The organism is Deferrivibrio essentukiensis (assembly GCF_020480685.1).
GTDB lineage: Bacteria > Chrysiogenota > Deferribacteres > Deferribacterales > Deferrivibrionaceae > Deferrivibrio > Deferrivibrio essentukiensis.
Genome location: NZ_JAJAFU010000029.1, coordinates 1 through 23,115 on the forward strand (window position 1 = coordinate 1; position 23,115 = coordinate 23,115).

General features: G+C 33.4%; 19 protein-coding genes, 1 tRNA gene and 1 CRISPR repeat array. Of the genes, 6 read left to right on the forward strand and 14 right to left on the reverse strand.

The annotated features are described in order from the left end of the window. Nucleotides 1-38 precede the first annotated feature (38 nt). Nucleotides 39-2,850: direct repeats of the CRISPR family, unit length 30 nt; unit sequence GTTTCAATGCCTTAGAGGTAGGGTCGAAAT. A gap of 176 nt (nucleotides 2,851-3,026) precedes the next feature. The 13 genes from cas2 to LF845_RS10995 form a co-directional block, all read right to left on the reverse strand. Beyond that, nucleotides 3,027-3,293 (reverse strand): CRISPR-associated endonuclease Cas2, encoded by a 267-nt coding sequence (gene cas2 / locus LF845_RS10935; protein WP_242821057.1) that lies wholly within the window; start codon nucleotides 3,291-3,293, stop codon nucleotides 3,027-3,029. Between the two features lie 17 nt (nucleotides 3,294-3,310). Beyond that, nucleotides 3,311-4,306, reverse strand: coding sequence for a type I-B CRISPR-associated endonuclease Cas1b (cas1b, locus tag LF845_RS10940; RefSeq protein ID WP_242821058.1), 996 nt, complete (start codon nucleotides 4,304-4,306; stop codon nucleotides 3,311-3,313). Nucleotides 4,307-4,312: 6 nt separating this feature from the next. Next, entirely contained in the window at nucleotides 4,313-4,819 is a 507-nt protein-coding gene (gene cas4 / locus LF845_RS10945) for a CRISPR-associated protein Cas4 (RefSeq protein WP_242821059.1), read from the reverse strand. Continuing rightward, nucleotides 4,816-7,095: a CRISPR-associated helicase Cas3' gene (gene cas3, locus LF845_RS10950; protein WP_242821060.1), complete on the reverse strand. Its 2,280-nt coding sequence runs from the start codon at nucleotides 7,093-7,095 to the stop codon at nucleotides 4,816-4,818. The genes cas4 and cas3 overlap by 4 nt, the downstream gene beginning before the upstream one ends. 7 nt (nucleotides 7,096-7,102) lie before the next feature. Next, the gene (cas5b, locus tag LF845_RS10955; RefSeq protein WP_242821061.1) at nucleotides 7,103-7,834 is read right to left on the reverse strand and encodes a type I-B CRISPR-associated protein Cas5b; all 732 of its coding nucleotides are present in this window, start codon (nucleotides 7,832-7,834) and stop codon (nucleotides 7,103-7,105) included. A gap of 13 nt (nucleotides 7,835-7,847) precedes the next feature. Further along, on the reverse strand, nucleotides 7,848-8,753 hold the full coding sequence (cas7b, locus tag LF845_RS10960) for a type I-B CRISPR-associated protein Cas7/Csh2 (RefSeq protein WP_242821062.1): 906 nt from the start codon (nucleotides 8,751-8,753) through the stop codon (nucleotides 7,848-7,850). Nucleotides 8,754-8,772: 19 nt separating this feature from the next. Further along, nucleotides 8,773-10,590: a TIGR02556 family CRISPR-associated protein gene (locus tag LF845_RS10965; protein ID WP_242821063.1), complete on the reverse strand. Its 1,818-nt coding sequence runs from the start codon at nucleotides 10,588-10,590 to the stop codon at nucleotides 8,773-8,775. Nucleotides 10,591-10,643: 53 nt separating this feature from the next. Further along, nucleotides 10,644-11,399: a CRISPR-associated endoribonuclease Cas6 gene (cas6, locus tag LF845_RS10970; RefSeq protein WP_242821064.1), complete on the reverse strand. Its 756-nt coding sequence runs from the start codon at nucleotides 11,397-11,399 to the stop codon at nucleotides 10,644-10,646. Between the two features lie 205 nt (nucleotides 11,400-11,604). Then, nucleotides 11,605-11,681, reverse strand: a tRNA-Pro gene (locus LF845_RS10975). A 68-nt stretch (nucleotides 11,682-11,749) separates the two neighbouring features. Further along, nucleotides 11,750-12,598, reverse strand: a complete 849-nt coding sequence (locus LF845_RS10980) for a thiamine pyrophosphate-dependent enzyme (protein ID WP_242821065.1) — start codon at nucleotides 12,596-12,598, stop codon at nucleotides 11,750-11,752. A gap of 1 nt (nucleotide 12,599) precedes the next feature. Continuing rightward, complete coding sequence (locus LF845_RS10985) at nucleotides 12,600-14,285, reverse strand: 2-oxoacid:acceptor oxidoreductase subunit alpha (RefSeq protein ID WP_242821066.1); 1,686 nt, start codon at nucleotides 14,283-14,285, stop codon at nucleotides 12,600-12,602. Nucleotides 14,286-14,294: 9 nt separating this feature from the next. Beyond that, on the reverse strand, nucleotides 14,295-15,143 hold the full coding sequence (locus LF845_RS10990; protein WP_242821067.1) for a DUF2156 domain-containing protein: 849 nt from the start codon (nucleotides 15,141-15,143) through the stop codon (nucleotides 14,295-14,297). Further along, nucleotides 15,133-16,449 (reverse strand): MATE family efflux transporter, encoded by a 1,317-nt coding sequence (locus LF845_RS10995; protein ID WP_242821068.1) that lies wholly within the window; start codon nucleotides 16,447-16,449, stop codon nucleotides 15,133-15,135. The genes LF845_RS10990 and LF845_RS10995 overlap by 11 nt, the downstream gene beginning before the upstream one ends. Nucleotides 16,450-16,530: 81 nt before the next feature. On the opposite strand from LF845_RS10995, the gene LF845_RS11000 reads away from it, so the two are divergent. From LF845_RS11000 to LF845_RS11025, 6 genes are read left to right on the forward strand one after another with little or no spacing between them, the layout of a single operon-like run. Next, nucleotides 16,531-17,319 (forward strand): cytochrome C assembly family protein, encoded by a 789-nt coding sequence (locus LF845_RS11000; protein ID WP_242821069.1) that lies wholly within the window; start codon nucleotides 16,531-16,533, stop codon nucleotides 17,317-17,319. Nucleotides 17,320-17,322: 3 nt separating this feature from the next. Next, on the forward strand, nucleotides 17,323-18,582 hold the full coding sequence (gene hemA, locus LF845_RS11005) for a glutamyl-tRNA reductase (RefSeq protein ID WP_242821070.1): 1,260 nt from the start codon (nucleotides 17,323-17,325) through the stop codon (nucleotides 18,580-18,582). Further along, a complete protein-coding gene (hemC, locus tag LF845_RS11010; protein WP_242821071.1) occupies nucleotides 18,583-19,503 on the forward strand; it encodes a hydroxymethylbilane synthase in 921 nt (306 codons plus the stop codon). It begins immediately after the preceding gene. A gap of 2 nt (nucleotides 19,504-19,505) precedes the next feature. Then, nucleotides 19,506-20,216 (forward strand): uroporphyrinogen-III synthase, encoded by a 711-nt coding sequence (locus tag LF845_RS11015; RefSeq protein ID WP_242821072.1) that lies wholly within the window; start codon nucleotides 19,506-19,508, stop codon nucleotides 20,214-20,216. Then, a complete protein-coding gene (hemB, locus tag LF845_RS11020) occupies nucleotides 20,213-21,181 on the forward strand; it encodes a porphobilinogen synthase (protein ID WP_242821073.1) in 969 nt (322 codons plus the stop codon). Before LF845_RS11015 ends, hemB begins: the two co-directional genes overlap by 4 nt. Next, a complete protein-coding gene (locus LF845_RS11025; protein WP_242821074.1) occupies nucleotides 21,178-21,915 on the forward strand; it encodes a DUF815 domain-containing protein in 738 nt (245 codons plus the stop codon). Before hemB ends, LF845_RS11025 begins: the two co-directional genes overlap by 4 nt. 6 nt (nucleotides 21,916-21,921) lie before the next feature. Here LF845_RS11025 and LF845_RS11030 read toward each other — a convergent pair. Next, nucleotides 21,922-23,115, reverse strand: a 1,194-nt coding sequence (locus LF845_RS11030) for an EAL and HDOD domain-containing protein (RefSeq protein ID WP_242821075.1), incomplete at its 5' end; no start/stop codon positions are given.

A 23,115-nucleotide genomic window follows, 5' to 3' on the forward strand; every position in this document is an offset into this window, starting at 1 on the left:
ATCTGACTAACCCACAGCCTGAGCATTTAGGGCATTCGGTTTCAATGCCTTAGAGGTAGGGTCGAAATCGAAAAAAACGCACTTGGAGGGATGGATGAGTAGCTGTTTCAATGCCTTAGAGGTAGGGTCGAAATTTATCTATCTCAAAATTATTACCAACTCTTGCAGAAGTTTCAATGCCTTAGAGGTAGGGTCGAAATTTCGCAGTTCTGATAGTTCGTCAGAATATAGTTCACGTTTCAATGCCTTAGAGGTAGGGTCGAAATTGTCAGCCTCGAAATAATCGGGGCTGATTTATGAATGTTTCAATGCCTTAGAGGTAGGGTCGAAATTCTTTTCTTACTGTATTGCTTAATATATACTTTGTTGTTTCAATGCCTTAGAGGTAGGGTCGAAATAGAATTCACAGCAAAGGCTGCGAGCATTAAAGCAGGGTTTCAATGCCTTAGAGGTAGGGTCGAAATGGTTGAACGTCTGCCGCCGTGCTCTCTACCGCACGGCTGTTTCAATGCCTTAGAGGTAGGGTCGAAATCCGCACGGCTTGACACAACCACCAGAGAAACCACCACGTTTCAATGCCTTAGAGGTAGGGTCGAAATCAGGGGTCATACTTAATTTCACATTCATTATAGTCAGTTTCAATGCCTTAGAGGTAGGGTCGAAATGTGTGGTCGTTGATTCTGTATATCAATTATCCCCCGTGTTTCAATGCCTTAGAGGTAGGGTCGAAATTCAAATAGAATATGATTGCAGTATTGTCCCCTTTCTGTTTCAATGCCTTAGAGGTAGGGTCGAAATCAAGTTCTGCAAATTTTGAAGTAGAAAATTTTGAAAAGTTTCAATGCCTTAGAGGTAGGGTCGAAATTTGCCCTTGAGAAACAATAGCCTCTGAACCTGAGATAGTTTCAATGCCTTAGAGGTAGGGTCGAAATTAGTTACATCAAGTTTACTTGCCGACGGCTCTTCAGTTTCAATGCCTTAGAGGTAGGGTCGAAATTGTTGATGATGATGATGTTATTCTTCCTTTTTCTATGTTTCAATGCCTTAGAGGTAGGGTCGAAATGTAGAGAACGAGGAACAGCACGTATTTCATACTCACAGTTTCAATGCCTTAGAGGTAGGGTCGAAATTAGATTTGCCAGAGCAAAAAGACTTTCTTCTTCCTGGTTTCAATGCCTTAGAGGTAGGGTCGAAATATTATTTTTTGTGCAAGTGTTCTTTTTGTATTCATACGTTTCAATGCCTTAGAGGTAGGGTCGAAATTCAGTCTCAACAAGCGAGTTAGGCATCTGATTTACGTTTCAATGCCTTAGAGGTAGGGTCGAAATTTGTCGGGACAGGCAAGAGCGCTTTAGGCACACTTGCGTTTCAATGCCTTAGAGGTAGGGTCGAAATCTGTCATAGTCTACAGAATTTATAACTTCCGAACTAGTTTCAATGCCTTAGAGGTAGGGTCGAAATTTCACCTGCTATTTCTGCTTTATGTGAATATGAAGGTTTCAATGCCTTAGAGGTAGGGTCGAAATTCATCACCGGACGATAATTCAACAACGTTGATATAAGTTTCAATGCCTTAGAGGTAGGGTCGAAATGAATATGAGAATATGAAAAAAATTTTATCATTATAGTTTCAATGCCTTAGAGGTAGGGTCGAAATGCTGCTAAACTTGCAAAACAGATACAGCAGAATCTTTGTTTCAATGCCTTAGAGGTAGGGTCGAAATTCTGTCGATAAAAAGTTCTTTGATGACTTACACAAGTTTCAATGCCTTAGAGGTAGGGTCGAAATGCTCTTGCCTGTACCGACAATACCGCCGCCTATCATAGTTTCAATGCCTTAGAGGTAGGGTCGAAATATAACCGGCGGGCATTTTAGTCCGCTTTTTTCTTGCGTTTCAATGCCTTAGAGGTAGGGTCGAAATATTATCATCATCCTTAGACAACTCAACGGCTTCTGAGTTTCAATGCCTTAGAGGTAGGGTCGAAATATTCACAATGACATTTGACACAAGACCCGGTTTTACGTTTCAATGCCTTAGAGGTAGGGTCGAAATCTTATGCCACAAAACCGGGTGCTACATATACATTAGGGTTTCAATGCCTTAGAGGTAGGGTCGAAATGACTGCTCTGGGTGGAAGCTCAAGCGAGTATTTATGGTTTCAATGCCTTAGAGGTAGGGTCGAAATTATTGACAGATGTCCTTTTGTACCCTTTTTTGAGCCGTTTCAATGCCTTAGAGGTAGGGTCGAAATTAGGCGTATAATCAGAATGCACATATATAGCAAAAGGGTTTCAATGCCTTAGAGGTAGGGTCGAAATAAAACTCTTTGTTCTGCGTTTTTTGGGGAAATACCAGTTTCAATGCCTTAGAGGTAGGGTCGAAATCTTGTGCAGTAGAGAGCACAAGCAAGTATAATTGAGGTTTCAATGCCTTAGAGGTAGGGTCGAAATAATATAGCAAGAAAAGGAACGTTGTATTCCCTATATTGTTTCAATGCCTTAGAGGTAGGGTCGAAATTATTGGCTCGACTTATAATTTTGTTTTCCTGTTTGTGGTTTCAATGCCTTAGAGGTAGGGTCGAAATACCAAAAGCGCTTAAATATACGATTTTATCTGCATTGTTTCAATGCCTTAGAGGTAGGGTCGAAATTTCCTCGTTCTCTACGTTTTAACAATATGTTTGTTTAGTTTCAATGCCTTAGAGGTAGGGTCGAAATACAATTCGGCAAGAGCATCTTCATTTATTTTTTCAAGTTTCAATGCCTTAGAGGTAGGGTCGAAATATGAACCGAAGTTAAGATTTTCCCCCTGAAGGTCTGTTTCAATGCCTTAGAGGTAGGGTCGAAATACCAGCTTTTACAAAATTTTCAAGCAATAAGCCTGCAATTCTCGGAATGATTCTAACAAATTTTCAGAAAATTACAAACATTTTTTCTGTCGAAACACCTGATTTTTTACATTATCCCCCATAGACAGATATAAGTTACACACATTTAGTTACAGAGCCATATAGGTCATATTAAATTAAATAAAATTAGTATCCTCCTTCTTATCAATTCCAAGTACCTGACGTTCAGTATATTTTTTAGTCCGAAACTTATAAATTATAACAGAATCGCCGTCTTCTTCATCCAGTATTTTTCCTAACTCATATTTCAATTTTTCAAGATTAGCTTCACTGATTTCGCCTTCAAAAACAGAATTTTGAACCCATTGTAAATACTTCCTACAGGTTTTAAGCATTTTTGAGCATTTCTTTTCAGTCACATCGTAGTATAAAATAATAAACATTTTAGCCTCTTACAAACTCACCAATCCATTATAAATGGCTCATACTTTTCTTCATCCATTAAATGTTTTTCAAGTTTATAAAGCTCAATACGAATAAGTCTTCGATAACTTACATTATTTTTGATTTTTGAATGTTTTATTGTTTGTTTTAATCTATCTTCTAATGCTTCTAAAAATTTTTTCCTACCTTTGTCATTTAGTACAATACCATTTATTTGCTGTTCAAAATCTTTGTATGTGATAACATTTTTGTTTATCATGGAAAAAATTGTCCTATCACCTATTATTGGTTTAAAAATTTCTGCAATATCAAGATTAAGAGAAAATCTTCTAAAATTTGTCGTATGCAAGAAGCCAATTCTTGGGTCAAGATGTGTTTTATATATTTCACTTAGACAATATGTATAAATCAAAGAATTTGAAAAACTTATCAAAGCATTTAAGTGATTTTTAGGGGGTCTTTTAGTGCGCTCATCAAAAACAAAATCGTCATTATTTATTATCGTATCAAAACATGAATAATAAATACTTTTTATCTGACCTTCGATTGCCATTATCTGATTTATTTCTTCATAATTAGAAAGCTGTGTTACTAATTGCTCTATCTCTTTGATTTGTTTATTCAAATCTTTTTCTCTCCTATCATAATATTTCAAAATTTTAAGGCAATTTTTAGCAGCTCCCTCAATAAATTTTTTAGCTAAGTAAAATCTATTTTTCTGATCTAAATAGGCTTCTGTTTGTTTTAAAATCATATAGCCTGAATTGTAATGCTCTCTTGGATAAAACGAACCAGAGTAATACCCATAGTAGTTGAAATAATGAAAAATAATCTCTTTTTGTGTTAAAAAATTTAGTACTTTTACATTTAAGTCTATTTCTCCAAAAGCAAAAATTTCTTTGATATTCTCTACAGGTATAAACTTATTATCTCCATTTTCAGTCTCAAAAAGTAGCGAGTTATCTTTTCGCTTTAATCTGCCGTTTGAAAAAATGTAAATACTTTCTTTCATAATAACCTAACCATAACAAAACTCAAAATGTGCGCATACTTTGCAGATTTTACTATTTAGTAAAATTTGAGGAGGTTTATCTCCGAATAAAGTTTCATTCATTTCACTTAAAATGGTCGTAATTTTTTCTTCATCCTCTTCTGTAAGTATGATTTCTTTGCTAATTTTTTCTTTGGGAATCTTTATGATACCTCTGGCTTTTAAACCTTTATTAGTTTTTAATAAATAAAGATAATATTTAAGTTGAAATATTCCTGAGTTCATTGTTTTAGATGATTTCTTTATCTCTGCAATGTAGTAAATACCATCCTTTTTACTTACCATATCAAGCATTGCCTCAAGGTCAGCCAGGAAAATTTTCTTTTTTTGTCGCTCAAAAGATGTCTCATCGATTAACCTTCCGATTTCAAGAAATGCATTATCCTGATCTGCAGTAAGATTTCTCATCATTAACCACGCCTGCCTTTTACAAATAGTGTATGCATTAAAAATTGATGGCGCAAAGGTTTTCATATGAAAATACTCAACTCTCTCACCAGTCCTGTTTCATCATTGTAAATACTTTCTTTCAAATCGGACGATACAATCTTTATACCACCAATGTCCTGTAAATCTTGAAAGTAGCTCTTAGTTTTATTATTTAGGTTAACAGATAAAATGTATTGGTAAAAGTCAGACTTTATCTTTAAAAAGGCTTCTTTCCTATCAAAAACATCTTCGATTTTTAGAATATTATAAAATTCTTTGAGCAATTTTTTAGACTTATCGTCTATTTCAATAAACACAGAAAAAGATGGGGGTTCATCAAGCAATTTAAAATTGCTTGTTATGGTATCATAATCAAGATTTTCTAACGCGTTTAGCAATATGTTACTTTCGTTATTCGATTTATTGCGTTTTATTTCATCATAATATTCATTTATAATATGAAATATATTATTTTCATTTATTTCAGTTTTCTTCTCAAATATTTTATTGGTAGCATTTATGGGTAAGCCTTTGTAAATATAGCTAAAATCATGTTTACCTTTATCATTTGTAAGTTTAAATAATTTTACTAATCCCTGCTCTTTTCTGTTATTTCTATTGCACCTTCCTGCTGTTTGTATGATTGAATCAAGTGGGGCAAAATCCCTATATACAATATCTATATCTATATCCACGCCTGCTTCTATAACCTGCGTGGAAACTATAATCTTCCCATCTGATCTCTTTTTGATTTCTTCAATCCTTTTTTTCCGCTCAACAGGTAAAATATTGCTTGATAGGTAGATTAAAGTTTTATCTTCTAAATTTTCTTTTAGCAGTTTATAGAATTTTATGCTGTTGCTAATTGTATTAAAAACAAACAAGAAGCTTTTTTCAGGATTTTCATCGATGTCATTTATTGCAATATTTAGAAGTTCATTGATTGTAATATCCTTTAGCTCATTTATTATTTTATATCTGGAAAATTTTGAAAAGAAAGTTTCTCTAATGTCTGAAGGCACTAAAGAAATTATCTCATCATTCTCAAAAATTAGAGGCATTGTAGCAGTAAGAAATATAATTTTACAATTTAAAAAAGTTGACAGCTCTTGTAAAACATTTTTTATTAAATACCAGTATTTATAAGGAATAGATTGGACTTCATCAAGAATAATAACAGAGTTTGCAATATTATGAAATTTTCTAAGTTGAGAATTTTTCCCAGTAACGATTGAATAAAAAAGTTGCCAGAATGTCGTTAAAATAATGGGATTATCCCAATTTTCAATGAGAAACTGTGCTTTTTCTCCCTCAATATAGCCCTCATCCATTTCTATCTTTGCTTCGGAAAGATGATGATGCACGGTGAGATATTTATCCGGATTAATACCTCTAACTTCAAGTATTTCTCTAAAAACTTTTTCTGTTTGATCTATGATAGAGGTAAAAGGGAGTGCATAAATAATTCTTTTTAGATATGGTTCCTTTTTTAACAATTTAAATGCGGCATTAAATACAGTAAGAGTTTTGCCACTACCAGTAGGTAAATTAATTGAAAAAATTTTTTCATCCTTGTATTTAGCCACTTCATTTTCACATACATTATATGCTTGCTCTCTTATCTCATTTATTTCGCTGTTTCTATTTTGTATTAATTTCTTTATTTTATAAGTATCAACTATGTCATAAAAATTTTCTGCAATTTGTGTAAAGTTTTTCTTTCCTATAATTACCTCTGTTTTATCAGCATATATTAAAACTGAAAATATAAAATTCAAAAGAAAAAAACTTTCTATGGAAGATGTAAGAGTATCTTTTTCCCACAAAAATTCTTCAATAATATTTTTTAAATCAAAAAAATCGACATCTTCTTTTTTAAATACACCACATTGAAGGTTTTGCCATTGTTTTTCTAAATTTTGCCAATCATTTTTACTAATAACAAGCATATTATTAAGCTCTTCTAAATTTCCATGATGTTTTCTTATTGCAATGAAACTTAATATAGCCCAATAAGAGGGGTTATTTTCGGATGATATTGAGTTATATGTTTTATATGCACCTACACATGCAGATAGTAAGGCGTGGGAAGTTAATTTTTTGGAGTGTTCACAATCTCTATTTTCAATGGACGCTGAAAGATAATCCTGAAAAAACTTAGTAGCCTTTCCAACGTCATGATAATGTAGTACTGTTTCTAATATGTATTTAAATTCATTTAAAGATTTCAGTGTTTTTTCCTCAAAAACCGACAAACCTATCTCTTTAACATTTTTAAGATGGTACATAAGTTCTTTTTCAGGATGAGAGTAACAAATCATATATCACCTAAAACAGGAAAATATTATCATTCAAGTCTCTCACATGATAAAATTCCCCATCTTTAAGCTTAATTTTTTTCCCATTAGCTTCTATTAAGAAATAGCCACTTTTTACAAGCTCTCTATCAGGTTTCATTTCTAAAGGAATATGGATCTGTAAAAACTTACTATTTTCAGATAGAAAATCAATTTGATTCGGCTTCGATATGTTTTCAAGTGGTATTATTGAAGAAATTTCTACAAAATCTTTATCGGTTCTTTTTTCTAACTCAAAAATACCAATAAATATAAAATTTGCTATACATTCTGAAAGTCCTAAAGAAACGGTAAAGATAGATTTATGCTCTTTTAATTTGTCTGCCAGAGCATTTAACTCTTCTTCATTTTTGCAGGTTACGTAAAATCTATAAAAGGGATTTTTTAAAAATTCTAAGTTTATTTGAGTTCGACAGGGTTTATTTTTTGGCATTCTACCAAATAGTTTTGCTCTCTTAGTATCCACAAAATTTTCAGGAATATATTCGATTTTAATAGGTTTTTTTATACTTACCCCCACTTTCCAGATTTTATTTTGAAAATATTGAAGATAAGAGTTTTTATCATAGCCCATTATTGCCGCAATGATACCATATATAGCAGTTTTTGGAGGAATCGGATAAGTTATAGGTGAACTTGTTGTATAGGGCACCCTGAAGTGTGCATAGTCTGCCCATATATCAAAAACGACTATTTTATTCATTGTTTTGCCCTTTTTAAATTTTTAGTATCTCCCAGCCTTGTGGTATTTCAGGTGTTATTTTAAGACTTTCATCTATTTTATATTCTATTTTTTCTATATGGTTTTTGTTTTCTTCGATAACATTTATAATTCCAGATATATCTAATTTAAAATCTTTTGGGCTTCTTATAGCAAATTCATTTTCAAAATCTGTTAGCTTAAGCTTTTTATCAAGATCGCCTATGAAAAATCCTGGTTCTTTGTAAGTTACTTTTAACAAAAATCTTGGCATCTGACCAAATTTTGAACGACTGATAAGATTTTTCGTCCCATTCCACATTGCCTCAAGTAATTCTGATATATCCTCCTCAGCTAATTTCGTATATTTTGCAGCTGCTTCGTTTATTATACCGTGAAAACAGATAAAAGAATATGGCAAAATATACTCTTCTCTAAAAGTTGCCTGTTTAGAACCCAATTTTGCGGCAAATGCACCTGTACCTTTAATATGTTTTATCTCTACTTTGTGTAAAGAGCGCCCCATTTTAAACTGCACAGGTCCCGTGAAAGTAATTGAATCTTTATCAAGAGGGATAACTCCTCCAAAGAGTCTGATATCAATACACTCTTTTAACACATTCTCAGAGTCATTATTGTAATCTTTAGCCCTTGTTTTTCCATCCTGAATCCCTTTTTCAGGATTACTGTCATCCAGAAGTATTTCACGGACAAAGACATCTTTTCCGTTCTGTCCGTTGTATCCCTTGTATTCGTAAAGATAATCACGAATAGTTCTTTTAAAGCGAACATCGGTAACAATATTAATTTTTGTTTCTACATCAATTCTCGGTTTGTTTTCATCCATAGGATCACCATTTGGATTTGCATCAGTCACATCATAGCAAAATAAAATTTCACTTCTCTTAGTTACGATACTCATAACTTACCCCCATTTAATTTTATTCGTTTTTATTCTCTTTTTCCGTTCCAAAATATTTGGATAAAACCATTCCAAGTGCAAAATAGTAACTTAACTCATCCACTGAATAGTGAGAAAAGTTAGATTTAACAAGATACTCACCGATGGTTTCTTCAAGTTTTCGATAATAATTTTTTTCATATTCTTCAAGTTTATTTATAATTTCAGGTAACAATCTTTTTGCAATCTTTTCATCTATCTTAAGACTATTTAATCTGCTTCTAAAAGGTGTGGCATTTCTTTCTGAATACTGAATATTCAAAAGCTTTTGAGCCAGCACACCTTCCAAAAACATAGCTTTTTTTGTTTCATCGTCAAAGATGGGGTTTTCTTCAAAGAACTCTTCAAAGTTATTGCCATAATTTTTCATAGTTTTTTTCCTCCGATTTAGCAAATTTATTTCATCTAGAAAAAGTAAGATTTTGTAAGATTTGAGAACGGTCGGTTCAAACCAGAGGTCATTTAAAAATTCTCTTCTGATTTTTCCCATAAACCTTGAGATAAGAAAGTCGATATCTATATTTTTGCCTATAAAAATGGAGTTTAGGATTTCAAGAAAGTGTTTGTCATATTTCCCTTCTAATTTGGAATCTGGGAAAAAATCTCTTAAAAAGGAAAATGAGAAACTAAAATTGATGGTTTCTTTTTTTGCATAAATTTCCTTAAAAATATCAAAGTTTCGTGTTTTATTATCTACGATGTCTTTTTTGTCTATCAGAAATTTTAACCAAGATGGGGCGATTTCTCTTAAGAAAAGTATTATTTTAAATGCAGCGTTTGATTGTTCATAAAATAGAAAGTTCAGGTTTATTTGATTTGATAAATTTGAAAGCTGTCTCAAAAGACGCTCTTCGGTTTTTTCAATTAGTGTGGCTTTTGTCTCCTGCAGGGAAAAATTGGTATAGTTTTTTAATGTGGTAACGGTCTGTTTCAATGTATTATTATCATCAAAAACCAGTTGAGGTATAAGGTAGTAGCTAAAACCACAAAACTTGAATGATAAATTTTCTTCAATATATTTTTTCCCTCTCTCCAGAGTCTTAGCACAATTAGAACAAACTGGATAATTTTTCCACATTAACACTGGATTAAATCCACCTGCTATATAACTTTCCTTATCAGCTGTGTAAAAATTGAAGGTATTTACAAACCCCCATACTTCATTAGCACCATTACTACAGATAAAGCAGTATTTTTGTTTTGCTCGACTTTCTGTATTAGATTTTATATAAAAGCTTCTGTAGGCATCATTTTCATTATTTTTAAACACATTAACAAAAAGTTCTAAATCACCTATATAGTTATCAAGCCCGTTTTTACAGAAAACAAACGTAATAGCGGATGGTTCTTTAAGTGAATCATTATCTTTGAGCATACCGTTTTCTTGGGCAAAGGATATAAGGTCTTTTTCTATCGTTTCAAGGTTTTTATCAATAAGTTTTTGTAATTCAATAATTAAAGATTGCTCTTCTTCCGATAAAAACTTTTTGTTTTCTTCTAAATATTTTTTAAAGCAATTTTTAATTTTATTTTTAAATGTTTTATTTATAGTTGTTACTTTTGATGTCGGAGTTTTATCTGGTCCATTTGCCGAGCCGCGTTTATAAAAATATTTCATTTTTTTAGACAAGTCATTTTCTTCGTAATCTATTCCTATATATTCTGGTTCTTTTACATTGTTTATATCTATTTTTATTTTGAAAACATTTTTGTAATTTTCAGTAATCTCTTCTATAAATTCTTTCAGAAAATCGTCTTCAGGTATAATTTTCCCTAATTTGTAAACTGCCTCAAGCATAGTAAACCTCACCAGATATATCTTTGTTATTTGAAATATGTTTTCACTAAATATTATTTATTATTTTCATCATTTTCCCTGACAAATTCTACCATCCCAAAGCCTTGAGAGTTTCGGCTTCCAAGTCCAGCGTCAATTGCAAATCTAATAAACTCATTTTGAGATTGTAATTTTAGGAAACCAACCCACCCTTTAATTATTATGCTTTTACCATTCATCCCAAAACGCACAATTTTTTCTTTATTTTTACCTATCGGAATTATTTGTAATTCATAAGGGCAATTTTTCTTATAAAGAGAAGACCATTTTTTATTTAGATTTTCATTTATAAGGATTGAAAACTCGTTATCATAGGCGGAATAATAATGCGTTTTTTTTATACCATTTTTCATAAACGTCGTGTGAACTTCTATCGGTGATAGAGTTTTTACAATAACACAGTTTCCTGTAAATTGCCGTTTAGGTAAAACAGCTACCTCTTTTAAAATGATTTTATTTTTATGCAAATTTAACACTTTTGAAAATAGAGCATTTTTAGCAAGATCTTGTAATATCCAGTCAACCGGTGATGACACTATTATGCTAATTTTAGGTGGAAATACAAAGTAATTCGCTTCTTTGTTAAAATGACCTTTTTCTAAAATTTCAGAAAAAACAAACATCTTAAATTTATATTTATCAAAGACAAATCCTTCATTATGAAGCCATTTATCATTTATGAGGCGATAAATTAGACCCTGAATTGCCTCATTAAAACCAATAGGTAATATAATGTTTTTTTCACATGAAAAAACTAATTTTATTCTCATAGCAAAATCTAACCTCATTAAGATTTTACCATATAATATACGATCGTCAAATAAATTTAATGAAAATTTTAATTATACATGAATCTTTTTTGAATTTAAATACAAAACAAGGAAACTGTGGGCACGATTGAATCGACATTGCAGATTTCGTTAGAATTTACAGCAGAGCAGTTAATTTTATCATTTGGAATAGAAGGGATTAAAATGGTCGGGGCGAGAGGATTTGAACCTCCGACCCTCGGTTCCCAAGACCGATGCGCTACCAACCTGCGCTACGCCCCGATTGACGAGGAGTGTTTATAGAATAAAATATCCTCTTCGTCAACTACTTTTTTGGCAAATATTAAATTTTATTTAAACTTCTCCAATTCTTCCAAAATATCCCTCAATTTCCCGGTAGAGTTAACCAAAATATCATCTTTTAATTGAGGATGAAGTGAAGCATACTCATCCCTTTCCTTTTTATAAATAATCCCTAATGCAATTTTTTCTTTTTCCCAAATCTTTTCCATCGCATTATCAAAGTTGGTAAAATCATAAGACTCATCAAGTTTATAAATCCTTTCATCATAATATTCATAGCTGTAAGTTTTTCCGAATGTCACGCAAGGCTGCAAAATATCTATATAAGCAAACCCGTTATAGTTAATCCCTTCTTTGATAAGCTCTTTCAGATGCTCTACCTCCCCCGAATATCCCCTTGCTACAAACGTTGCTCCGGCATTAAGAGCTACTGCCAAAGGGTTTAACGGCTCATCTATAACTCCGTGGGGAGTGGATTTACTCTTGAGCCCTCTGTCAGTAGTAGGTGAAGCCTGTCCGGTAGTAAGCCCATAAATATGGTTATCATGAACAAGATAAGTAACATCAAGATTTCTTCTTATTGCATGGATAAAATGGCCTACCCCCATACCGTAGCCATCCCCATCGCCACCATTTACAACAACAGTTAATTTATGGTTTGAAAGCTTAACACCGGTTGCAACCGGAAGAGTCCTACCATGTAATGTATGAAAACCGTATGTCCTTAAATGATTTAGCATCTTTCCGGAGCATCCTATTCCGGAAATATTTACTACATCCTTTCCATTAATTTCAAGATCTGCCAAAGCTCCCTTTATGGCATTCCAGATAGCAAAATTGCCGCATCCCGGACACCAGACAGGAATTTTTCCTGAATTAAAATCCATAGCCTTCATATCAATTCCCCCTCTTCACAAATTCAATAATCTCTTCCACAAAAAACGGTCTACCGTCGTACTTTAAATATTTATCTTTAATTACAATACCGGTCTTCTCAGCAATTACAGAAGCAAGCTGCCCGGTATAATTTGTTTCAATTGCCACAAGATTTTTATCTTTCAATAATTCTTTAACCTTTTCCCAATCTATCGGATTAACTGCAGAAAAGTGGAAAAAATTAAACTTATCCGTATGCTTTAAAGCTTCCATAAGTGGCTGTTTGGTAGAGCCCCAACATACAAAAGTAATTTCAGCCTCTTTTGCTCCGTAAAGTCTTGGAAGAGGAAGCTCTTTTTTGATAAATTCCTCTTTCTTAAATCGCCTATCTTGATTTTTAATTCTTGTCCTTGAATCAGTAGCCACAAAACCAAATTCATCATGTTCATTTCCCGGAGCTTTATAAAGACCACCGGGTGTACCTGGATTTGATTTCATGGGTATACCATTTTCAACCTCTTTGTACCTCGGAAAAAACTCCATAGGTGCTTCACTATTCCCTTCAAATATAAACCCTCTATCTATTTTTAACCCATTATCACTAAATATAGCTTCACAAAAATGTGATTCGGACAAAAATTTATCGGTCAACACAAAGACTGGCACTTGATATCTGTCAGCAAGATTAAAGGCTTCAAAAGTCATATAAAACAATTCATTTAAATCGCCGGGGGTCAAAACAATTTTCACAAATTCGTCCTGAGAGATATTTAACACAAACTTTAAGTCTGCCTGCTCTGTCCATGTCGGCATCCCCGTAGCAGGCCCAGGTCTTTGGCTTAGTGCTATCACCAATGGTGTTTCAGTAATTGCCGCAAGACCTACCCCCTCAGTCATGAGGCTTAAGCCACCTCCCGAAGTGCCGGTCATTGCCCTGACACCTGCATAAGAAGCACCTATTGCCATTATAATCCCAGAAATCTCATCCTCAGTGTGCTTGACAATTATGCCATACTTTTCCTCAAGCTTTGCCAAGTAGTGCAATATTGAAGAAGCAGGTGTCATCGGATATGTGCTGTAAAATCCAAGCCCTGCCTTAACAGCTCCAAGCGCAATAGCCTCATTCCCTGTCATCAAAAGATTATCTTTAAAATTGCTGTTACCTTTTGGAACTTTAAATTTCATTTCATCAAGACAAAACTCCATACCTATCTTAGCTGCAGATATATTCATATCCAAAACCTTAGCCGGATAATTTTCCTTAAAAAGTGTAAATAAAATTTCCTCATCAATACCTAAAATCTTAGCCGAAACCCCAAGAGCAATAGAATTTTTAACAATATCAGGCAGCTCATTGTCTTTTAAAATCTTTTTAAAAGGGATATTTACCTTTTTGCACTCCAAGTCTTCTGTGCCTTTTATATTATCAAAATCTGCAATCACGATCATATTTTTCGTAATAGTCTCACTATCAAAAACTACCTTGTCAAGAGCGACTAAAATATCGCACCTATTATAAACGGAAAAAACAGGCTTATCAGAAAAAGTGACATGATAATTGTTATAACCGCCTCTGATAATTGAAGGATATTCCGGATAGCCGTGCACTGAATATCCGCTCCTTTTTAGTGCCATAGCAAACATTGGCCCGGCACTCATAATCCCAAACCCGGCTGGCCCGCCGATTTTCCAAGTAATCACACTCATGTAAACTCCTTATTTTAAACTTACTCTATATTTTTTATACATAAAATCAGGGACATATGATGATTTTGCTACCCTTAAAGCCATTTTACCCAAATCCTGCTCAAAATTTAACAATTTGTATTTTTTAGGCAATCTTTTCGCAAAGTCATTATATATAAATTGATATACCCCCTTAAACTTTCTTTTACCTTTTGCAAAGTGCAGCACAAATGTTTCCTCGTCAATCTCCTCTCCCAATACAAAACCTGCCGGCTCGTCATCAGCATAGTATATAATACCACAAACTGATAGTTCATCCATAAGATTTAATGCTTCCTTGCATTGAAAATAATCGGTCTTTTCCGGCAATTCTTCAATATCTGCAAGCCATACATCCAAAATATCATTTGCATCTTGCAGATACTCTTTCAACAATGGCCTTGATTCATATTCATAGCTTGTAATAAACTGTTTAAGCAAATTTCTCTTTTTATGAAGCTTCCTACCCTTAAGGGTTGATATCTTTTCTACGGTATAAATATAATCGGTATCCCCATCTCTAAAAGTAAACTCAAAATCTTCATCAAAATAATTTAACCATTTTTCATCTATAGGAAATATAAAATCATAATTTTTAGCGATACTTTTTAAATAATTTTTATCTATTTTGGAAACTTCAGCGGTAGGCATTATATATTTTTTATCATCATATGTTACACCTTCAATAAAAATTTCGTCATCAAAAACCACATTATATTTATGATTGTTGCGAAATAAAAACAAGTTTGCAAAACTGTATTCGGAAATTTTTGTATCAACCTGTTTTAGTCTGTCAAACAACAACTCTCTATGGTTTAGCTCTAATTTTTCAGATTTCATTTAATAACCACCTTCTTTTAAAATAATGTCTTCCTATCAAAAAGCATTGTATGAAAATAGAAATATTCATACTCCACCAAATTCCCGCCGGTCCATAATTTAGAACAATTCCTAATATAAAAGCAAGAGGAATTCTTATAAGCCACAAACTTGCGATTATTCTTATCATGACACTTTTTGTATCCCCAGCACCATTCAACCCGCCGGACAAAATAACTCCAAATGCCATAAACGGCTCGCTAATCATGCTTATATAAAGATATGTGACACTCTCTTTTACAACATTTGCATTATCAGAAAGAAAGCCTGCGATATTTCTTGCAAAAACAATTATAATTAAAGTAATCACAGCTATCAAAACTGTCCCCATAATAGCAGTATAAAAACCTGACTTAAAAGCGTCCTCTTTTTTGTTTTCACCCAAAATATTGCCTACTAACACAGCATTTGCCATATTAAAAGCAAAGGCCGGTAAAAATATCGCTGCCTCTATCCTTAAACCGTTAGTAAGGGCTGCCATTACATCGACACTTTTTTCAGGGAGGGATGCAATTATCAAAAAAAGCACAGTACTTCCAAATTGCCAACTTATCTGCAACACCCCCGAAGGCCAGCCGATTTTAAAAACCCTTCTAACAAATTTTACCACAAAACTCTTGTGTACAAGAAACTTTTTTATATTATACATATTTATTAACGCAGCTAAAAATACTCCTGTTACCGTAGAAAGTGCAATCCCCCTAAATCCAAGTGGCGTATAAAAAACAAATAAAAAATTAAGCATAATATTAGTCACCGCAGCCACACCCATTGAAAGCAGTGATATTTTAATTTTGGCTGTCGCTCTCAAAATTCCATTTGTATTGACTAAAAAATAGTGAAACATAAGTCCGAAAGCATAGATTTGTATCAAAGGAGCCGCATATAGTTTTACCGATTGGGGTATTTTTAATGAATTAATGATAGGGCCAGACAAAAAAATCCCCAGCAAACTTAAAATCACCCCGAAAAAACCCGTCGCTACAAGTATTGAATAAATTGCGGAAGATAACTCTTTTTTATCAGAAGCGGTAAATAGCCTTGATATCAGTGATACGCTTCCTACTGTAATGGCATTTGCCACCACTATAAATATGAAATAAATTTGTGATACAAGGCCTATAGATGCTTGAACCTCTTTCCCCACTTTACCAGCAATATATACATCCGTAAGACTAATAAAAAACTCAAACACCATAATAAGTATCATCGGCCAGCTCACCGACCAGCTTTTAACCAACAAATTTACTATGTTTTTATTCACCATTTAAAAAAATCCTTAACAAATCATTTGTTTTATATTACATTACTTCACGTTTAAAAAAAGTTTTTATTGTTGAGGTATAGCATGCTGTACAGCATAAATATATTTTTTTATATAGTTAGTTTTCTTCTTATTTTGCTTCACTTTTTTCATAACAATAGAAAATTATATTTATCTTCGCAAATAGCAATGTTTATTTCAGTAAGTTTAAACATTGTCAACTTTATTTTAAGATGGGCAAGATTAAGTGAGTTTCCATCCAACAGCCTATTTGATGTGCTTAATCTGGTAATGCTTTTTCTTGGTGTTGGATACCTGGTAATGTTTGCAAAATACCGCAGACCATTTATATTATTATTTGTATTGCCTTTTATAATTGCTTCAGGGATAGGCGGTTTTATTTCAGAAAATATTGTTTATCATACTAAGCCTTTATCAACATTTTGGATTTATATACATTTACCTCTGACAATAGGTGGTACAGCATTCTTTCTTATAGCAGCACTTGCGGGAGTTTTATATTTTCTACAAGAAAGGCAACTTAAAAATAAAAATTTCGGACTTATTTTTAAAAACTTTCCGCCACTTGAAACTATTAATAATATAAATATTTTCGCTCTATACACAGGGTTTGTGCTGTTTTCTGGGGGCATAGTTTCCGGAATAATCTGGGGGCTTCTCGAGTGGAATGGCACTTTGATGCTAACCTCGAAATTAGTTTTTTCATTTATAACTTGGATAGTGTTTGCAGTAATTATAATTGTAAAAAAAACAAAGGGGCTTACACCGAAAAAAACAGCTACTTTAAGCATAATAGGCATTTTACTAATTTTACTCACATATCACGGTGTAGCTACATTTTTATTAAGGTGAAATATGCAATTAGCAGTTGTCGGACTTAATCATAATACAGCTTCAGTCGAGCTTAGAGAATGCTTGGCCGTGCCACAAGAGAGGATAGAGCAGATATATTCCAATATCCTCAAAAATGAAAGGATATACGAAGCCCTTATACTTTCAACTTGCAATAGGGTGGAATATTACATAGTTACAGATGACTTTTTATGCAATGTTGAAAGTGTCCTCAAAATAGTTGCAGAAGAAAGTAAAATTCAACTTGATGAGCTTAAAAATCACACTTATACCTATTGTGGCAGAGATGCGATAAAGCATCTCTTTAAAGTTGCTTGCGGGCTGGATTCTCTTGTACTTGGTGAACCACAAATTTTTGGACAGGTAAAAGATGCGTTTGCAAATGCAAAAATTTACGGAAAAGTTGACAGATTTTTAAAGAAACTTGAAGAATCAACAATAAAAATTGCAAAAAAGGTAAGGACTGACACTAAAATTGCAGAAAACCCTGTTTCCGTCAGTTATGCTGCCGTAGAGCTTGCCAAAAAGATATTTGGCAGTCTTAAAAACAAATCTGCCCTTATTATTGGCGCCGGTGAAATGTGTGAACTTGCCGCCAAACATCTTTCCACAACTGATATCAGCTCGATTGTAATTACCAATAGGACTTTTCAAAAGGCAGAGGCCCTTGCCAAAGAAGTTTCAGGGGTAGCAAAGCCATTTTCAAATATTAATGAGTATCTTGTTGATGCGGATATTATTATCAGCTCTACCGGTGCTCCGGACTACATCGTAAGATATGATGATGTAAAATCTATCATGCAAAAGAGAAAATATTCACCTATGTTTTTTATAGATATTGCAGTACCAAGAGATATTGACCCTAAAATAAACGAAATTGAAAATACATATGTATATGACATTGACGATTTAAAATCTGTTGTAGAGGCGAATAAAAAGGCTCGTGAGAAGGAAGCTGTCAAAGCAATGGAGATGGTTGAAGAAGCGGTGGACAGCTTTTTTGATTGGGTAAAATCGCTAAAAATTGTTCCTACCATAAAAAATTTAAGACTGTACTTTGAAGAGATAAAAAATAATGAACTAATCCGCTTGAAAGAGAAACATAAAAGCATGGATGAAACTTTGCTTAATTATGCACTCACGTCATATTTAAATAAGGTGCTGCACACTCCGTTGACAAACTTAAAAAACCTCGGGGCTGGCTCCGAGAAATATACATTGGCTGAGGCAGTTGAAATATTATTTAATTTAAAAGGAGAATAAATGGAAAAGTTAGTTATCGGCACAAGAGGAAGCAAATTAGCCCTGTGGCAATCAAACTATATTAAAAGTCTTATAGAAGAAAGATATGAAAATATAAAGGTTGAGCTTAAAATAATAAAAACTCAAGGGGATAAGATTTTGGATACCCCTCTTGCAAAAATCGGTGGTAAAGGGCTTTTTGTCAAAGAGATAGAAAATGCTCTGCTTGATGGCAGTGCGGATATAGCCGTCCACAGTATGAAAGATGTCCCTATGGAGTTGCCTGAGGGGCTAATCCTTTTTGCAACACCATTAAGGGAAGAACCAAACGATGCATTTTTATCTGTCAAGTTCAACAGTATTAGAGAATTACCCAAGAATGCAGTAGTTGGCACAAGCAGCCTAAGGCGTAAGCTACAACTTTTAAAGCTAAGAGAAGATCTTATCATCAAAGATTTAAGAGGTAATGTTGATACCAGAATAAGAAAATTGGTTGATGGAGAATTTGATGCCATTATCCTTGCCAAGGCAGGGTTAAACAGACTTAAAATGACAGACTATATAAAAGAAACCGTATCTATAGAAGATATACTTCCTGCAGTTTGCCAGGGGATAATTGGTATAGAGTTGAGGGAAGACGACAAAAGAACACAAGAAATAGTTTCCTTTATAAACCATGAGACAACAATGATAAGAACAAAATGTGAGAGAGCCTATCTCAAAAAATTACAGGGCGGATGCCAAGTGCCTATTGCCGGCTTCTCACAAATAAAAGATAACAAGATTTATTTAAAGGCGCTACTTTCCTCACTTGATGGCAAAACACACATTTATGAAGAAGGTTTTTCACCAATAGACAAGGCCGAAGAGTTAGGAAAAAGTATTGCTGAAAAGATATTAAACAATGGTGGAAAAGAAATTTTAAGAGAAGTCTACTCATAAATATGAAAAATATTTTGGTAACAAGACAGGCCGAGCAATCTGTTGACTTTATTAATTTACTTTCAAAGAACTTATTTTACCCTTTTATGTTGCCAATGATTGAAACAGTTGGCGTTGATTTTGTCACAAAAAAGCAGGTTTATGACTATATAATTTTCACCAGTACAAATGCCGCAAAATTTTTCTTTGCTAAATCAAAGGCCAAAGGGGTTAAATATATAGCAGTAGGAAGTACTACAGCAAAATATTTAGAAACTTACGGGGTAAAGGCTTACACACCTAAAGATGATTTTTCAGCTGAAGGTCTAATAGAATATTTTAGAAACATTGATATTAAAGATACAAATATTTTGATTCCTGCTCCGGAAAAGCATTCCGATACATTAAAAAATTTTCTAATTTCAAATGGAGCATTGGTTGAAACTGTAGTGGCTTATAAAACAAATGAAGTTCAATACCCTGAAGGATATTTAAATAATTTTCTTATAGAAAACAAAATAGATACAGTCACATTTGCTTCTCCTTCAGCAGCAAAAAGTTTTTTCTCAAATGCAATGACCGGCATGGATATTTATAATCTAAACTATATAGCTATTGGCAAAACAACATATAAATTTTTAAAGGAAAATTACAATATAGAATCACATTATCCTGATGAATATACCGTTGAGGGTGTTATTAAGTTATTAAACGACCTAAGGAGGACAAAATGAGCTTTCCGGTAATAAGACCAAGAAGATTGAGAAAAAATGAAATAATAAGAAGCCTTGTAAGGGAAACAAAACTTACCCTTGATGATTTAATACAACCCCTTTTCATCACGGAATTTGAAGGTGTAAAAAAAGAGATACCGTCAATGCCAGGCATCTACCAAATGGATACAGAAAATACTGTAAAAGAGTGCCTTGAACTTGAAAAATTAGGAATAAAGGCAGTAATCCTTTTTGGAATACCTAAACATAAAGATGAAATGGGAAGTGAAGCATACAATGACAATGGAATAATTCAAAAAGCAATAAAAGCGATTAAGGAAAATTGTAAAAATCTATATGTAATTACTGATGTATGTATGTGTGAATACACAAGCCACGGACACTGCGGTATCATTAAGGATGGGGATGTAAATAATGACGAAACTCTAAAATACCTTGCACTTGAAGCACTGAGTCATGCAAAAGCAGGGGCAGATATGGTAGCCCCAAGTGACATGATGGATGGAAGAATTGCTGCTATCAGAGATGCTTTGGATAGCAATGGGTTTGAAAGTATCCCTATTATGAGCTATTCAGCTAAATTTGCTTCAGCTTATTACGGACCATTCAGAGATGCTGCAGAAAGCACTCCTCAATTTGGAGACAGAAGAAGTTATCAGATGGACCCGGCAAACAGGCTTGAAGCGATAAGGGAATCAGAACTTGACCTGATGGAAGGAGCAGATATTTTGATGGTAAAACCTGCCCTTGCTTATCTTGATATTATCAGAGAAACAAAAGATACCTACAATGTACCTTTGGCAGCATATAACGTAAGTGGAGAATATTCCATGATTATGGGGGCAATTGAAAGAGGATGGTTTGATAAAGACAGAATTATTTTGGAAACTCTAACATCTATAAAAAGAGCCGGAGCTGACCTTATATTAACTTATTTTGCAAAAGAGGTTGCCAAAATCTTATGAATTTAAACGAAAAGATAGCATTCAGATGGTTAAATAATGAGTTGGAGCCTATAGAAATAAAGTCTGCAAATAAGTTAGACAATTTACTATGTATAAACAGACAAAAAATGCTCGCAATAAAAAATGTCGGCTCTTTTGTTAATGGAGGCCCCTTCTTAAATATGCTTTTATGGGGGGAAAAAGGGTGCGGTAAATCGTCATTAATCAAATCATTGGGTTTAAAATTTAAAAATGACGGGCTCAAAATTGTCGAATATCTTGATGACAATATTGTAGCTATTTTCAAACTATTTAAGATTATCAATAATTATCCTCAATACAAGTTTATTGTTTACTTTGATGATATCTCTTTCGATGAAGATGATGTTGTTTTCAGGAGATTTAAGTCTGCTATTGAAGGGAGTCTTGAAGATCCTCCTGAAAATGTGATGTTTGTAGTTACTTCTAACAGACGCCACCTTATTGCCGAAAGGTCAGCAGACACAAATGATATTTACTCAAGGGATGACATTAATGAAAAGTCATCTCTTTTTGCAAGATTCGGGCTTACAATTGGCTTTTACCCACTTAAAAAGAGTGAATATCTTGATATTGTAAAATTTTATTTAAAGCAGTTTAATATTAATGAAAATGAGGAAATACTTAAAGAAGCAGAAAATTTTGCAATAGAAAGAGGTGGCAGAAGTGGCAGAATAGCAAAACAATTTGCTATTTATATGCTGATTTCAGGCTGATTAGCCCTACAAAAATTCTGTAATATCATTAAGCCAGGCGTAACTCTTTAATTTGACTTCAGTAAAATCTTTATAGTCAATTTTTAAATTATTTAGTATTTTCATCATATCATCATATAGCTCAAACTCATCATACTCTATGACTTTCAACATTCTCCCCAATTGCCCTTCGTAGAAAAGAAGTGCCTTCTCCACCTCTTCGTCAAGGGCAAGCATTCTTATGAGCTCATCTTTTGGTCTACTAAAAAGCGCGTCAACAAGGGAAAAAAGTCCCACAAGAAAAGCTGTTTCTTTTTTTTCGTCATTATTTTTAAAGACCTCTGTTGCCAAAAGCTCCATCCCCTTTGCCCTGACAACAGCCGACTGAAACAAAGGGGAATTAACTGCATTTTTACCTTTTTGAGCAAAACTTAAAAGCATTAACCAACTTTGCAGCTTTTTCAGTCCGATAAGACTGATGGCATGACGTATTGATTTAATTCTTGAACGGAAAAAAAATGCAGCAGAATTAACAAATTTTAAAAAATTATAACTTAATATGGGGTTTGTCTGAAAAACGTCCACAATTTTTCCGACATTTTCATCCTTATTTATCATATTGATAATTTTAATTACCGTCAATTTTGAAGGGTCAACGGCGTCAGCTTCCAGGATGGTAGGCCTTGCAAAGAAAAACCCTTGAAACAAATGAAAACCTGCATCTTTACATTTGCTATATTCTTTATAAGTTTCAACCTTTTCAGCTAAAAGTTTTGCAGGAAGCTTGTTTAAAATCTTAAGTTTTAAAGCTAAATTGTCATTTTTTACATTGGGATACTCTACCTTAATGTAGTCAACCTTATCAAAAAGCTTACTAAAGTTATCAAGATAGTCTGAATCAAACACAAAATCATCAAGGGCAAATTTGTACCCCATTGCTCTCAACTCGTTAATCCTACTTAAAAGATAGTCATCTACAATTGTGTCCTCGAGTATTTCCAACACAAATTTATCCTTTGGAATAATCTCAACATAATCACTTAGCAAAAAATCTCTGTTTGTATTTAAAAAGCCAAGAGAGTTATGAAGCAAACTCTGTGTACCAAAACGTTCAAATATATTCACAAGTGTAGTAGCAATGGTACCAAAAGCATCTTTTATATTTGCAAGGTTATTATATTTATCATCTCTAAAAAGTAACTCATAACCGTGTATAGATTG

Bases quoted from the DNA above. Each gene is read 5' to 3' on its own strand.
- hemC (WP_242821071.1), top strand. From the start codon at position 18,583: ATGGAAAAGTTAGTTATCGGCACAAGAGGAAGCAAATTAGCCCTGTGG.
- hemA (WP_242821070.1), top strand. From the start codon at position 17,323: ATGCAATTAGCAGTTGTCGGACTTAATCATAATACAGCTTCAGTCGAG.
- LF845_RS10985 (WP_242821066.1), bottom strand. From the start codon at position 14,285: ATGAGTGTGATTACTTGGAAAATCGGCGGGCCAGCCGGGTTTGGGATT.
- LF845_RS10995 (WP_242821068.1), bottom strand. From the start codon at position 16,449: ATGGTGAATAAAAACATAGTAAATTTGTTGGTTAAAAGCTGGTCGGTG.
- cas7b (WP_242821062.1), bottom strand. From the start codon at position 8,753: ATGAGTATCGTAACTAAGAGAAGTGAAATTTTATTTTGCTATGATGTG.
- cas6 (WP_242821064.1), bottom strand. From the start codon at position 11,399: ATGAGAATAAAATTAGTTTTTTCATGTGAAAAAAACATTATATTACCT.
- LF845_RS10980 (WP_242821065.1), bottom strand. From the start codon at position 12,598: ATGAAGGCTATGGATTTTAATTCAGGAAAAATTCCTGTCTGGTGTCCG.
- LF845_RS10965 (WP_242821063.1), bottom strand. From the start codon at position 10,590: ATGCTTGAGGCAGTTTACAAATTAGGGAAAATTATACCTGAAGACGAT.
- LF845_RS11015 (WP_242821072.1), top strand. From the start codon at position 19,506: ATGAAAAATATTTTGGTAACAAGACAGGCCGAGCAATCTGTTGACTTT.
- cas4 (WP_242821059.1), bottom strand. From the start codon at position 4,819: ATGAAAACCTTTGCGCCATCAATTTTTAATGCATACACTATTTGTAAA.
- LF845_RS11000 (WP_242821069.1), top strand. From the start codon at position 16,531: ATGCTGTACAGCATAAATATATTTTTTTATATAGTTAGTTTTCTTCTT.
- LF845_RS11025 (WP_242821074.1), top strand. From the start codon at position 21,178: ATGAATTTAAACGAAAAGATAGCATTCAGATGGTTAAATAATGAGTTG.
- hemB (WP_242821073.1), top strand. From the start codon at position 20,213: ATGAGCTTTCCGGTAATAAGACCAAGAAGATTGAGAAAAAATGAAATA.
- LF845_RS10990 (WP_242821067.1), bottom strand. From the start codon at position 15,143: ATGAAATCTGAAAAATTAGAGCTAAACCATAGAGAGTTGTTGTTTGAC.
- cas2 (WP_242821057.1), bottom strand. From the start codon at position 3,293: ATGTTTATTATTTTATACTACGATGTGACTGAAAAGAAATGCTCAAAA.
- cas1b (WP_242821058.1), bottom strand. From the start codon at position 4,306: ATGAAAGAAAGTATTTACATTTTTTCAAACGGCAGATTAAAGCGAAAA.
- cas3 (WP_242821060.1), bottom strand. From the start codon at position 7,095: ATGATTTGTTACTCTCATCCTGAAAAAGAACTTATGTACCATCTTAAA.
- cas5b (WP_242821061.1), bottom strand. From the start codon at position 7,834: ATGAATAAAATAGTCGTTTTTGATATATGGGCAGACTATGCACACTTC.